The organism is Agrobacterium sp. CG160-95 (assembly GCF_053521725.1).
Genome location: NZ_JBNWDU010000009.1, coordinates 158,278 through 170,664, shown reverse-complemented (window position 1 = coordinate 170,664; position 12,387 = coordinate 158,278). Strand labels below are relative to the sequence as shown.

Sequence of the window (12,387 nt, the reverse complement as noted above, 5' to 3'; positions counted from 1 at the left end):
ACATCATTCGGCGTTCGCGAAAGAAGGTAGCTCTCACACCCCATCACTTGAAAACTCGCCCTGGCGCCCGAGGACATGAAAATGCCCGGCATCAGTCGTCCTCCACGAACACTTGATCGCGCTTGGAACGTATCGACGGTAGGAGCGCCAGGATTACGCAGACCAGACCCAAGCCGAGCAGCGATGCAGCGATCGGGTTTGTGACGAACACCGTCGCGTCGCCGCGAGAGATGATCATCGCCCGCCGGAGATGCTCCTCGAGCAGCGGTCCCAGAACGAAGCCCAGCAGAAGGGGTGCCGGTTCGCAGCCCACACGGATCAGAACGTAGCCAAGTATGCCCGAGACGATGATTGCATAGACGTCGAAGGGGTTGTTGTTGATGGAATAGCATCCGATCGAGGCAAAGATGACGATGGCCGGAAACAGCATGCGGTAGGGAATGGTCAGCATCTTCACCCACAGCCCGATCAGCGGCAGGTTGAGGATCACCAGCAACAGGTTACCGATCCACATCGATGCGATGATGCCCCAGAACAGCGCCGGCTGGCTGGTAATGACGTCCGGCCCCGGCGTGATCCCCTGCAGGATGAAGGCGCCAACAATGAGTGCCATGACTGGATGGGCCGGAATGCCGAGGGTAAGCAGCGGAATGAAGGACGTCTGAGCCGCTGCGTTGTTGGCGCTTTCGGGTCCCGCCACACCTTCGATCGCGCCATGGCCAAATTCGGCCGGATTTTTCGACAGGTTCTTCTCGACCGAATAGCTGGCAAAGGACGCCAATACGTGACCGCCGCCCGGCAATACGCCGAGAAGCGAGCCAAGCGCCGTTCCCCGCAATACAGGGCCGATAATCCGCCGGAAATCGTTTTTCGTCAGCCAAAGGTTCGTGACGTGTTTCACCCCGATTTCGCGCGTGTGCTCGTTCTGAAGGTTGCGGAAGATTTCGGAGACCCCGAATATTCCGACGGCAATCGAAACAAAGTTGATCCCCTGCGACAATTCCAGGCGACCGAACGTGAAGCGCTCCTCGCCCGTATAGATGTCCTGGCCCACCGTCCCAAGCAGCAAGCCGATGACGATCATGCCCAGCGCCTTCAGGACGGAACCGTGAGCGAGTGAGATCGAAACGAGCAGCCCGAGAACGATCAGGGCAAAATATTCCGGCGCGCCAAATTCGAGCGCGATGGAGGCAAGCGGCGGAGCCGCGATCGCCAACAGCATAGTTGCCACGCAGCCTGCGAAGAAGGATCCGAGCGCCGCGGTTGCCAATGCTTGGCCGGCACGCCCCTTTCGGGCCATCTGATAGCCATCGATCGCTGTGACAGCGGAAGAACTTTCCCCCGGCAGGTTGATGAGGATTGCTGTTGTGGACCCACCATACTGGGCGCCATAGTAGATGCCCGAAAGCATGATCAAGGACGTTACCGGGGAGAATGTAAACGTGATCGGCAGAAGCATCGCGATCGTCGCTGTCGGCCCGATGCCGGGCAATACGCCAACGAGCGTGCCGAGCAGTACGCCAACGAAACACCAGACGATGTTTATCGGCGTGAGAGCCGTTTCGAAGCCAAGGGCAAGATTCGAGATCAGATCCATCATGGTGAGCACCTCATAGTCCGAAAACCGGCCCGAATGTCGGAATGGCAACTGCCAGCCCGACCTTGAAGACCAGATAGCAAAGAGTGGCGATGACGGCGGCCATCATAGCCGCCGATACCAGCGAGTTTCGGCGAGACGCGAGTGCCGTCATGAACGTGCACAGCAGGACGACGGGTACGAGCCCAAGATCGCGGGCTCCGGCTGCAAAGATGGCAAGTGCCAGACAGATAAGGACGAGCCCGCGCCAGGGCACGGAACCATCGGTCGGCTCCGGCTCACTGCGCAAGCCATCAAGGCCGATGACGACGCCTAGTGCACCCAATACGAAAGCGAGCACCACCGGGAAAAAGCCCGGGCCCATCTGGGTAGCGGTCCCGAACTCATATCTTAGACCCTGCACAGCGAACGAGGCCGCGATGGCGATGAAGATGCCACCGGCAATCAGGTTTTTCCGGGTGTACTTTTCGAGTGTAGCCATGGTCTCCTCCCCTCTGGCGTCCCCTGACGGTCCTCCCGTTCAGATGATATTCGATCCTGCGATTGCGTTGCATACGGCTTCGGTGACTTGGCTGGTGTTGGCGGTGCCACCCACGTCAGGGGTCAGGATGCCCGCTTCGGTCACGCGCTCGACGGCGCTCATCAGCCGTGCGGCGGCGTCGCGTTCACCGAGATGCTCGAGCATCTGCGCGGCAGTCCAGAAAGTGGCGATCGGGTTGGCGATACCCTTGCCGGTAATGTCGAAGGCAGATCCGTGGATCGGCTCAAACATTGATGGGAAACGGCGCTCCGGGTCGATGTTGGCCGTCGGCGCAACCCCGAGGCTGCCAGCGAGAGCACCAGCCAGATCCGACAGGATGTCGGCATGCAGATTGGTCGCTACGATCGTATCCAACGTCTCCGGCTTCAGCGTCATGCGCACCGTCATCGCATCGACCAGCATCTTGTCCCAGGTGACATCCGGGAACTCCGTCGAAACCTCTGCTGCGATCTCGTCCCACATCACCATGCCATGGCGCTGGGCGTTCGACTTGGTGACGACAGTCAGCAGTTTGCGCGGGCGCGCCTGGGCCAGCTTGAAGGCGTAGCGCATAATGCGGGTCACGCCGACGCGGGTGAAGATCGCCACTTCCGTTCCAACTTCTTCCGGAAGGCCCCTATGGGCGCGGCCGCCATGGCCGGAATACTCGCCTTCGGAATTCTCCCGCACGATGACCCAGTCGAGATCGCCTGGACCGCAATTGCGCAAGGGCGGCGTGATGCCGGGCAGGATCTTCGTCGGGCGCACATTGGCGTACTGGTCGAACCCCTGGCAGATCGGCAGGCGCAGACCCCAGAGCGTGATATGGTCGGGAACGTCAGGGGCGCCGACCGCACCGAAGAAGATCGCATCGAACTTCTTCAGCGTGTCCAGCCCGTCGGCCGGCATCATCACGCCGTGCTTCTTGTAATAGTCCGAACCCCAGTCGAAGGTCTCGGTATGGATCTTGAAGTCGCCGCTGCGCTGTTCCAGCGCCTCCAGAACCTGAAGACCCGCAGCTATAACCTCAGGACCAATCCCATCCGCAGGGATCGCTGCAATCTTGTATTCACGCATGGGAAGTTCGCTCCTGTTCAAGGGCTAGCGCTCAGGGTCAAGCGCCGGACGCATGGCCCGTGGCCATGACGAATGATGGATCGGCGGCTTATTCTCAGCCGCCGACCAAACCGAGGTTACTTGCCGCTTTCGCTGATCAGCTTCGTCAGTCGCTCGACTTCAGACGCGAACTTCTGGTCAAGCGCCGCCGGTGTCGCCAGATCTTCCGATACCGGTGCGGTTCCAAGGCTCGCAAAACGCTCGATCACGACCGGATCCTTGAGTGCGGCGCGCAACGCTTCCGCAAGCTTGCTGCGGATGGCTTCAGGCGTTTCCTTGGGTGCCCAGAGCGCATGCCAGGCACTGAGCTCGAACCCTTGCAGGCCGCTCTCTTCCACAGTCGGAAGATCTGGCAGCACGCCAATCCGCGCCTTCGTTGTCACCGCATAAGGATGAACCTCACCGGCCTTGATCTGGGTCGTGGTGTTGGTCGTCTGGTCGCAGGCGAGGTCGATACGACCGCCAATGAGATCGGTCATTGCGGGGCCCATGCCCTTGTAAGGCACCAGAGTGATCTTGGTGCCGAGGGCGTCTTGCAGCAACCTGCCGCAGAGATCGGAAACGGCGCCGGTGCCAGCGGTCCCGAAGGTGACGGCAGGCCCGTTTGCCTTCACATAGGAAACGAGATCGGTGAACGTCTTCGGCTCGAAGTCCTTCCTGCCGACGACCGTCATCGGGACCTCGGTAATCAGCCCGACGCTCGAAAAGTCTTCGATAGGCTTGTAGGTCAGGTTCGGGTAGAGCGCAGCGAAGGTGGCCACCCCGATATGGTAGAGCAGCAACCGGTAGCCATCGGGGTCCGCCTGCGCCACTGTTGCGGCACCAAGCGAGCCGCCGGCGCCGCCCATGTTTTCGATCAGCACCTGCTGGCCAAGGGTCGTGGACATCGACTGCGCCACTAGGCGCGCCACGGTGTCACTCGGTCCACCTGCCGCTGCAGGCACCACGATTGTGATGGGTCGATCAGGATAGTTCTCCTGCGCCAGCACCATATGGCTGGACATGGCAAACAGGACACCTGTGAGGGACAACAGTACCTTTTTCATCGCGCTTTCCTCCCTGAGATCGCGAAGGATGCCTCCACATCCTTTCCATGCTATCTTGCATGCAAGCTTACATTTATAGATGCACGCCCGTTTGTCAAGCTCCAGGAGAGCGGCTATAACGAGCCTTGAAACAACGACAGGCAGTTCATGATCAAGACGATCGACATTCCCGGAGCCGCGCCACGCGATCCGGCCACAGAACAGAATTCAGCAAACGCCGACATTAACGGTTCGGGTCGGGTTTCTGCCGCCTATCTCGCCATCAAGGAGGCGATACGCTCCAACGCGTTTCCCCCTGGGTACCAAGCCGCGGAAATTGAAATTGCGCGTCAGCTCGGCATGAGCCGAACCCCGGTGCACGAAGCCATGGCGCGACTGCAGGAAGACGGACTGGTCCGGATACTTCCCAAGAAGGGCATCATCATCTGTGCCTTGTCTCCTGCGGACATTGAGGAAATCTACGAAGTCATCACCGCGCTCGAGGGTGCAGCGGCAGCACGGCTCGCCCGGCTGCCGATGGAGGAACGCGCGCCCGTCATCCAGCTTCTGAAGGCCGCCACAAAGCGGATGATTGAGGCATTGGCGGACAACGACCTTCCACGATGGGCTGTGGCCGACGAGGATTTTCATCAGGCCCTCGTAATAGAGAGCGGAAACAGCCGCCTCATGCGGATGGCGGGGACCGTCGCCGATCAATTGCATCGCGCCCGCATGTTCACCCTCAACCTACGGCCCTTGCCGCTGCACTCGGCCGGTGAGCATGCGGAAATCATAGAAGCAATCGAGCAGGGTGATGGGGATGCGGCGAGCCGCGCCGCACGGCTGCACCGCAAACATGCTCATGACGCATTGATCCCCCTTATTGCTCGATACAATCTACGCAATCTCTAGGTTGTCGGTTGCGGCGATCTGAACGACGCGGAGATTGTTGGTGCTGCCCTGTTGCGCGAATGGAAATCCCGCCACGATGACGATGTGATCGGAGGGACTTGCCAGCTTTGCTTCCTGCACTGCCTGTTGCGCATGAAGCAGCGACGCCTCATAGGTGTGGACATCTTGTGATCGCACGCCGACAACCCCCCAGAACATGTTGAGCCGGCGCGCGACTTGTTCGGACGGAGTGAGAGCCAGAATTGGCAATGCCGGTCTGGCACGCGAAATTCTGGCCGCGGTTGTTCCGCTCGATGTATAGGCCACCACAACCGGCGATCCCAGAGCCACGGCAACGTTGGCTGCCGCAGTGGCAACTGCATGCGGCGGTGATTGAGCGACATCGGGTTCCGTTGCCTCAAGGATCGGCCGGTAGTGCTTGTGCTTTTCCGTCTTCTCGATGATCCGGTTCATCATTTCGACCGCCTCCACCGGGTAGGCGCCTGTTGCGGACTCAGCCGAAAGCATGACCGCATCCGCCCCATCATAGATGGCACCGGCAACGTCCGAGGCCTCAGCACGCGTCGGCGTTGGCAAACTGACCATCGAGTCGAGCATCTGTGTGGCAACAATCACAGGCTTGGCCGCTAGGCGGCATGCACGGATGATTTCCTTCTGTTTACCCGGCACATCCTCCGGCGGGATCTCGACGCCGAGATCGCCTCGCGCAACCATGATGCCGTCCGAAAGCCTGACAATATCGTCGATGTCATCGAAGGCAGACGGTTTCTCGATCTTGGCAATGAGGCCAGCCCTGTCTTCAACAAGGGACCGGGCTTCCACCATGTCGCGAGCACGCTGGACAAAAGAAAGTGCGACCCAGTCGACGCCGAGCTCGAGCCCGAATTCCAGGTCCTCACGATCTTTCGCCGTGAGCGGGGAAATGTCGAGGACAGCGCCGGGTACGTTGACACCCTTGCGGTTCGACAAGGCGCCTCCATTGAGGACCTCGCAAACAAGCCGCCCGTCCATCACCTCCATGATCCGGACTTTTATTCTACCGTCGTCGATCAGGAGGTCCATTCCGGGCACCGCCACCTCGAAGATTTCCCGATGAGGTAGCGGAATATCGTTCGTTCCTTCACCACCCTCACGGCCAAGGATAAATCCGATGGTGGATCCACGTGCGAGATCGAGCCTGCCATGTGCCAGAACTCCGATCCGGATCTTCGGACCCTGAAGATCCTGCAGCACGGCGATAGCAGCATTATGCTCCTGCTCGAGAGCTCGGATGTTCCTATAGACTTCCGCGTGATCGGCCCGGGCACCATGGCTGAAATTCAGGCGGAACGTATCGACACCGGCGAGAAACAGTGAGCGAAGCATGTCGGGCGAACTTGACGCCGGTCCGACCGTCGCGACGATCTTTGATCGCCGGTTGTTGCGTATGAACATGTCCAAACCTAACCTATGAGAATTGCGCGGATGTCGTTGACGTTCGTAAGCGTTGGGCCTGTGACCACCAGGTCGCCGATGGCCTTGAAGGCCGTGTAACTATCATGGGTAGACAAGGTCGCCCGTGGATCGATACCAGCATCGCGCATTCGGATAAGACTGTCCGGCGCGACCAGCGCACCGGCAGCATCCTCGACACCGTCGATACCATCAGTATCACCGGCGATGGCCCAGATGCCGGAAGCTCCCTTAAGGGCAACCGCAAGGCTTAGAAGGAATTCCGTATTTCTTCCACCTCGCCCGTCGGTCATGCCACCAAGGGAAACAGTGCCCTCACCACCGGACAGGATGATGGCAGGTGCTGCTACAGGCAGGCCCTTGTCGCGCGCGGATAGCGCGATGCCCGCCATGACACGCCCCATTTCGCGAGCCTCACCTTCCAGGGCATCTCCGAGGATAAGTGGACACAAGCCGGCATCTAGCGCAGCCGCGGCGGCCGCATCGAGCGCTATCGAGGGGGCAGCAACCAGCCGAATCTCGCCTGCGACCTCCTCTGCCTTAGGCGTCTCGTTGCCTTGCACCAGCACTGCGCGCGCAGACTCGGGCAGGTCAATGCCGTAGCGGGCGACGATGGCTGCTGCGTCTGCCAAGGTGGTCGGATCCGCGACCGTTGGACCCGAGGCGATCTCCGATGGATCATCACCCGGCACGTCGGAGATGACCAGTGTCACCAGTTTTGCTGGCAGTGCTGCGCGGGCCAGACGGCCTCCCTTGATAGCGGAAAGATGCTTACGGACGGTGTTCATCTCGGAGATGGTAGCACCGCTGGCAAGCAGCGCCTGATTGACCGCCCTTTTGTCGGCCAAAGTCATCTTGCCCGCAGGCGATACAAGCAATGACGAACCGCCGCCGGAGATGAGAGCCACCACGAGATCGTCAGGACCAAGGCCCTGAACCGCAGCGAAAATCTTCTCTGCAGCCTTGATGCTCATCTCATCCGGGACGGGGTGGGAGGCCTCCAGGATTTCGATGCGTCCCGCCGGAACGGCGTGGCCGTAGCGAGTGACCACGATGCCCGAGAGATCGACATCGGGCCAGGCGGCGTCGACCGCAGCCGCCATCGCAGCCGACGCCTTGCCCGCTCCCACCACAACGCAGCGACCTCTGGGACGCTCTGGGAGGTTGTTGACAACAGCTATTTTCGGATCCGCGCTGGCAACGGCTGCGTCAAAAATTCGACGCAGCACCTGGCGAGCGGACACATCGTTCCAGGTCATTCTGCAGCGGCCATCTTCAAGATATTCGATCCTGCGATTGCGTTGCATACGGCTTCGGTGACTTGGCTGGTGTTGGCGGTGCCACCGACATCGGGGGTCAGGATGCCCGCTTCGGTCACGCGCTCGACGGCGCTCATCAGCCGTGCGGCGGCGTCGCGTTCACCCAGATGCTCGAGCATCTGCGCGGCAGTCCAGAAAGTGGCGATCGGGTTGGCGATACCCTTGCCGGTAATGTCGAAGGCAGATCCGTGGATCGGCTCAAACATCGATGGGAAACGGCGCTCCGGGTCGATGTTGGCCGTCGGCGCAACCCCGAGGCTGCCAGCGAGAGCACCAGCCAGATCCGACAGGATGTCGGCATGCAGGTTGGTCGCAACGATCGTGTCGAGCGTCTCCGGCTTCAGCGTCATGCGCACCGTCATCGCATCGACCAACATCTTGTCCCAGCTGACGTCCGGGAATTCCTTCGACACTTCGGCCGCGATCTCGTCCCACATGACCATGCCATGGCGCTGGGCGTTCGACTTGGTGACGACTGTCAGCAACTTGCGCGGACGCGCCTGGGCCAGCTTGAAGGCGTAGCGCATGATGCGGGTGACGCCGACGCGGGTGAAGATCGCCACTTCCGTGCCGACCTCTTCCGGCAGCCCGCGATGGGCGCGGCCGCCATGGCCGGAATATTCGCCTTCGGAGTTCTCCCGCACGATCACCCAGTCGAGATCGCCCGGACCGCAATTGCGCAAGGGCGGCGTGATGCCGGGCAGGATCTTCGTCGGGCGCACATTGGCGTACTGGTCGAACCCTTGGCAGATCGGCAGGCGCAGGCCCCACAGCGTGATGTGGTCGGGAACGTCCGGAGCGCCGACGGCACCGAAAAAGATCGCGTCGAACGTCTTCAGCTTCTCCAGCCCGTCGGCCGGCATCATCACGCCATGCTTCTTATAATAGTCCGAACCCCAGTCGAAGCTCTCGGAGTGGATCTTGAAGTCACCGCTGCGCTGTTCCAGCGCCTCCAGAACCTGCAGGCCCGCAGCTATAACCTCAGGGCCGATCCCATCCGCAGGGATCGCTGCAATCTTGTATTCACGCATGTCTGTGCTCCACTTTGAGATTTAACGATTTTGGACTGAGGCGACCTTGGCCCCGTTTTCCGATGCGGTGCGCGACAGCACGAGCGTCACGATCGCGGATACGACCAGCAATGCGGCGACGAAGTAGAGGCCACCCGCAAAACTGCCGGTGACGTCCTTGATCCAGCCGATCATCGACGGACCAACGAAGCCACCCAGGTTGCCAATCGAATTGATGGTGGCAATACCCGCTGCGGCCGCCGGCCCGGAGAGGAAGAGCGTGGGCATGCTCCAAAGCGGTGGTTTCGACGCGCTGATTCCGATATTGACCAGGGTCAGCGCAGCAAGGACGGCGAAGACAGTGGTTGCACCGGTCGCGAAGGCAAGCCCCGCCGAGGCGAGCAGGCAGGCGGCCACCACATGCCAAGTTCTTTCGCCCGACTTGTCGGAATGGCGTGCCCATAGAACCATGCCGACGACAGCGAATATCGCTGGAATTGAATTCAGCATGCCTACCTGGAAGGACGACAGACCGAACTCCTTGATGATCTGCGGCGCCCAGATTCCCAACGTGTAAAGGCCGGCGGATGTGCCGAAGTAGACGAGCGCAAGGGCAAGAACGCGCCGATCCGCCAAGCCCGACCACACACTGTGGCTCGCCTTCGACTTACCAGCGTTCTCTTTAACCATTGCTTCCACCAGCCAGTTCCGCTCTTCGGTCGTCAGCCAGTTAGCTTTCTCCGGGCGGTCGGTCAGGTAGAACAGCACGACCACGCCGAGCACGATCGCAGGAACTGCCTCGATCAGGAACATCCACTGCCAACCGGTGAGACCCAGAAATCCGTGCATCTCCAGCAGTGCACCGGAAATCGGCGACCCAATGGCTGTCGCAATCGGTGCTGCTGCCATGAACATCGCCGTTACCGCTGCTCTGCGACGGGCGGGAAACCAAAAGCTGAGATAGAGGATGATGCCTGGGAAAAACCCGGCTTCCGCGATACCGAGAAGGAAACGCAGCGTATAAAAACTTGTCGTTCCCTGAATGAAAGCCATGGCACCGGAGACGAGTCCCCAGGTGATCATGACGCGGGCGATCCAGATGCGAGCGCCAACCTTGTTAAGGATGAGGTTCGAAGGCACTTCGAACAGGAAATAGCCGATGAAGAAAATGCCTGCGCCGATGCCGAATACGGTCGGCGAAAACCCGAGATCCTCGTTCATCGTCAATGCCGCAAAGCCGATGTTTACCCGGTCGATGAAGGCGATGAGATAAAGTGCCATAATGAACGGCACGATGCGCAGAGTGATTTTGCGCAGGACGCGCGTCTCCAGGTCGCCATTCATAGCGAACTCCTCCCAATGATCAATTCGACGCACCTCCTGCGTCATCAACAGACGCTAATCCTCGCTTCCCTTCAACGCCATGTTGCTCTAATTATATAATCAAATGATACAATCGGTGCGCCATGGAACTAGAACAATTGAAGTGCTTTGTAGCAGTTGCCGAAGAACTGCACTTCGGCAGAGCAGCTCAAAAAATGGGATTGCTCCCAGCATCCTTGGGAAGGCATGTCAGATTGCTCGAAGAATCCCTGGGTACCCGCCTCATGTCCCGTACGACGCGGAGTGTCTCGTTAACGGAAGACGGAGCCGCCCTGCTCGAAGAGGTGAGACCCCTTCTCCATCGCCTGCAAGCACTCGCGGAAGAGTTTCGATCCAGGAAAAACCAGCAGGCGACCGTGCTGCGCATCGGCGCGATCGACAGTGCCGCAGCAGGCCTCATACCGCCGTTGCTGCACGATTTCCGTGAGCAGTGTCCAGGCATTGTCACTCAACTGGTCGAGGACAAGTCCATCCGCCTCATTCCAAAATTGATTGCCGGGCGACTGGATATCGTCTTCATTCGGCCCCGAGAGGGACTGAGCCGCAATCTGTCCGTTCGCACCCTGGTGCATGAAACGCCCGTTATTGCCCTTGCCGTCACGCATCCGCTAGCGGCCAGCAACCGCGTATCCGTCAAAGAATTGGGAGACGAGCCCCTTATCGTGCCCGAGCGTCGCTCTCGCCCGCACAGCTACGACCTGACGATGAAGCTGTTCCAGGATGTCGGGCTGCACCCGCGTATAGCCCAGATTGCCGACGAGAAGCAGACAATCATAAACCTCGTTGCAGCAGGCATCGGATCCGCCATCGTTCCTCGCTGGACAGCGAAACTGGCAGTATCTGGAGTGACCTTTGTTCCTCTTGCGAGCGCTGATGTATCATCATTGCGAAAACTGCCGCTCGCTGTAGCATGGCCCAAAGCTGTTCGCGATGCGGGGCGGGACCAGTTGCTGGAACTGCTCGATAAAAATATCGGGCGATATGCGGAGCAGGCCTAACCGCATGCGACGCGCTTCTAGCAGGTATGGGGTAGGCCGCGACCGTAATCTTCATTGTAATAGGTGAACCCACAGATCGCTCCGGGCAGACCCGAATGGGGTTGAGACCATCTTCGCATAGGCTGCCAGCAAGCTTATCCGGCGACCAAGGACTTCAACTGTAAGCGCTGTTTTCCTCCCACCTTCCGGATTGCCGGCTTATCGTTGATGTTGTGCCCGAACAGGGCTTCGACATATGACGATTACAGGGTTTACGCCTAGCACCAAGGCCGATGAGATGGTGCAGCGGTTTGAGGTTTTCACTGGATCAGGTCGCCGCCGCGAATGGAGCGACGAGGAGAAGCTTCAGATTGTTGCCGAAAGTCATAGCGGCGAGATGTCGGTCAGTGCTGTTGCGCGGCGGCACGGTTTGTCGCCTGGTCAGTTGTTCACCTGGCGGCGGCAGTCGCGGAAACCATCGGAGCAGACGTCAACGCCGATGTTCGTGCCAGCGGTGATGGATAAGCCTGCAGAGATGCCTTTGAGACGGCGAAAGACGATGGCTAAGAGCACGCCGCTAGCAGTCGCCATCGAGTTGGAGATTGACGGTGCGCTACTCAGGATCGCATCTGGCACGGACAGCGCGACCATCGCAGCGGTCATCCAAGCTATGAAGGCATCGTCGTGATTGGCCCGTCTGGTGCGGTGAAAGTCATGATCGCCACCAAGCCCGTCGACTTCCGCAAAGGCGCAGAGGGATTGGCCGCATTGGTGAAGGCCGAGATGGGTGCTGATCCGTTCTCCGGCACATCTATGTGTTCCGGGCCAAGCGAACCGACCGCATCAAACTGATATTCTGGGATGGCAGTGGCGTATGCCTGGTCGCCAAGCGGCTTGAGGATGGCGAGTTCCATTGGCCCCGAATGCAGGACGGCGCGATGCATCTGACGGCCGCGCAATTCTCGGCTTTGTTCGAGGGACTCGATTGGAAACGCGTGCATGCGCCAATCGAAACGCGCACCCCCGTTAAGGCCGGATAGCGGCCGCGAGCAATTGAATCAGCCGCATCCAATAGC

At 59.8% G+C, this 12,387-nt stretch carries 11 protein-coding genes and 1 pseudogene; 4 read left to right on the top strand and 8 right to left on the bottom strand.

All coding sequences use genetic code 11. The features are described from left to right. Positions 1-91: 91 nt before the first annotated feature. The 4 genes from ACQZ63_RS24865 to ACQZ63_RS24850 all read right to left on the bottom strand — a co-directional run bounded on the left by ACQZ63_RS24865 (position 92) and on the right by ACQZ63_RS24850 (position 4,279). Positions 92-1,597 (bottom strand): tripartite tricarboxylate transporter permease, encoded by a 1,506-nt coding sequence (locus ACQZ63_RS24865; protein ID WP_173998345.1) that lies wholly within the window; start codon positions 1,595-1,597, stop codon positions 92-94. A 13-nt stretch (positions 1,598-1,610) separates the two neighbouring features. Next, entirely contained in the window at positions 1,611-2,078 is a 468-nt protein-coding gene (locus tag ACQZ63_RS24860; protein ID WP_046802342.1) for a tripartite tricarboxylate transporter TctB family protein, read from the bottom strand. Between the two features lie 39 nt (positions 2,079-2,117). Further along, the gene (locus ACQZ63_RS24855; RefSeq protein ID WP_173998212.1) at positions 2,118-3,194 is read right to left on the bottom strand and encodes a tartrate dehydrogenase; all 1,077 of its coding nucleotides are present in this window, start codon (positions 3,192-3,194) and stop codon (positions 2,118-2,120) included. Between the two features lie 116 nt (positions 3,195-3,310). Next, positions 3,311-4,279, bottom strand: a complete 969-nt coding sequence (locus tag ACQZ63_RS24850) for a tripartite tricarboxylate transporter substrate binding protein BugD (protein ID WP_156598183.1) — start codon at positions 4,277-4,279, stop codon at positions 3,311-3,313. A gap of 147 nt (positions 4,280-4,426) precedes the next feature. Between ACQZ63_RS24850 and ACQZ63_RS24845 the strand changes: the two genes are divergently transcribed. Beyond that, on the top strand, positions 4,427-5,170 hold the full coding sequence (locus tag ACQZ63_RS24845; RefSeq protein WP_173998210.1) for a GntR family transcriptional regulator: 744 nt from the start codon (positions 4,427-4,429) through the stop codon (positions 5,168-5,170). On the opposite strand, the gene pyk is transcribed toward ACQZ63_RS24845, so the two are convergent. The 4 genes from pyk to ACQZ63_RS24825 are packed head-to-tail and all read right to left on the bottom strand — an operon-like array spanning position 5,156 to position 10,295. Next, the gene (gene pyk / locus ACQZ63_RS24840) at positions 5,156-6,604 is read right to left on the bottom strand and encodes a pyruvate kinase (RefSeq protein WP_173998208.1); all 1,449 of its coding nucleotides are present in this window, start codon (positions 6,602-6,604) and stop codon (positions 5,156-5,158) included. The genes ACQZ63_RS24845 and pyk overlap by 15 nt on opposite strands. An 8-nt stretch (positions 6,605-6,612) precedes the next feature. Then, on the bottom strand, positions 6,613-7,881 hold the full coding sequence (locus ACQZ63_RS24835) for a glycerate kinase type-2 family protein (RefSeq protein ID WP_173998205.1): 1,269 nt from the start codon (positions 7,879-7,881) through the stop codon (positions 6,613-6,615). Continuing rightward, entirely contained in the window at positions 7,878-8,972 is a 1,095-nt protein-coding gene (locus ACQZ63_RS24830) for a tartrate dehydrogenase (RefSeq protein ID WP_173998203.1), read from the bottom strand. Before ACQZ63_RS24830 ends, ACQZ63_RS24835 begins: the two co-directional genes overlap by 4 nt. 21 nt (positions 8,973-8,993) lie before the next feature. After that, on the bottom strand, positions 8,994-10,295 hold the full coding sequence (locus tag ACQZ63_RS24825) for an MFS transporter (RefSeq protein WP_173998201.1): 1,302 nt from the start codon (positions 10,293-10,295) through the stop codon (positions 8,994-8,996). 122 nt (positions 10,296-10,417) lie between these two features. Here ACQZ63_RS24825 and ACQZ63_RS24820 point away from each other — a divergent pair, with 122 nt between their 5' ends. The 3 genes and pseudogenes from ACQZ63_RS24820 to tnpB all read left to right on the top strand — a co-directional run bounded on the left by ACQZ63_RS24820 (position 10,418) and on the right by tnpB (position 12,351). Next, on the top strand, positions 10,418-11,332 hold the full coding sequence (locus ACQZ63_RS24820) for a LysR family transcriptional regulator (protein ID WP_153516191.1): 915 nt from the start codon (positions 10,418-10,420) through the stop codon (positions 11,330-11,332). Positions 11,333-11,567: 235 nt separating this feature from the next. Next, on the top strand, positions 11,568-11,999 hold the full coding sequence (gene tnpA, locus ACQZ63_RS24815; RefSeq protein ID WP_168476191.1) for an IS66-like element accessory protein TnpA: 432 nt from the start codon (positions 11,568-11,570) through the stop codon (positions 11,997-11,999). Beyond that, a pseudogene (tnpB, locus tag ACQZ63_RS24810) lies at positions 11,996-12,351 on the top strand (IS66 family insertion sequence element accessory protein TnpB). Before tnpA ends, tnpB begins: the two are co-directional and overlap by 4 nt. The last annotated feature ends 36 nt before the right edge of the window (positions 12,352-12,387 follow it).

Excerpts from the sequence above, each read along its gene's own strand:
- ACQZ63_RS24820 (WP_153516191.1), top strand. The coding sequence starts at position 10,418 with ATGGAACTAGAACAATTGAAGTGCTTTGTAGCAGTTGCCGAAGAACTG.
- ACQZ63_RS24865 (WP_173998345.1), bottom strand. The coding sequence starts at position 1,597 with ATGGATCTGATCTCGAATCTTGCCCTTGGCTTCGAAACGGCTCTCACG.
- ACQZ63_RS24860 (WP_046802342.1), bottom strand. The coding sequence starts at position 2,078 with ATGGCTACACTCGAAAAGTACACCCGGAAAAACCTGATTGCCGGTGGC.
- ACQZ63_RS24835 (WP_173998205.1), bottom strand. The coding sequence starts at position 7,881 with ATGACCTGGAACGATGTGTCCGCTCGCCAGGTGCTGCGTCGAATTTTT.
- pyk (WP_173998208.1), bottom strand. The coding sequence starts at position 6,604 with ATGTTCATACGCAACAACCGGCGATCAAAGATCGTCGCGACGGTCGGA.
- ACQZ63_RS24825 (WP_173998201.1), bottom strand. The coding sequence starts at position 10,295 with ATGAATGGCGACCTGGAGACGCGCGTCCTGCGCAAAATCACTCTGCGC.
- ACQZ63_RS24845 (WP_173998210.1), top strand. The coding sequence starts at position 4,427 with ATGATCAAGACGATCGACATTCCCGGAGCCGCGCCACGCGATCCGGCC.
- ACQZ63_RS24830 (WP_173998203.1), bottom strand. The coding sequence starts at position 8,972 with ATGCGTGAATACAAGATTGCAGCGATCCCTGCGGATGGGATCGGCCCT.
- tnpA (WP_168476191.1), top strand. The coding sequence starts at position 11,568 with ATGACGATTACAGGGTTTACGCCTAGCACCAAGGCCGATGAGATGGTG.
- ACQZ63_RS24855 (WP_173998212.1), bottom strand. The coding sequence starts at position 3,194 with ATGCGTGAATACAAGATTGCAGCGATCCCTGCGGATGGGATTGGTCCT.
- ACQZ63_RS24850 (WP_156598183.1), bottom strand. The coding sequence starts at position 4,279 with ATGAAAAAGGTACTGTTGTCCCTCACAGGTGTCCTGTTTGCCATGTCC.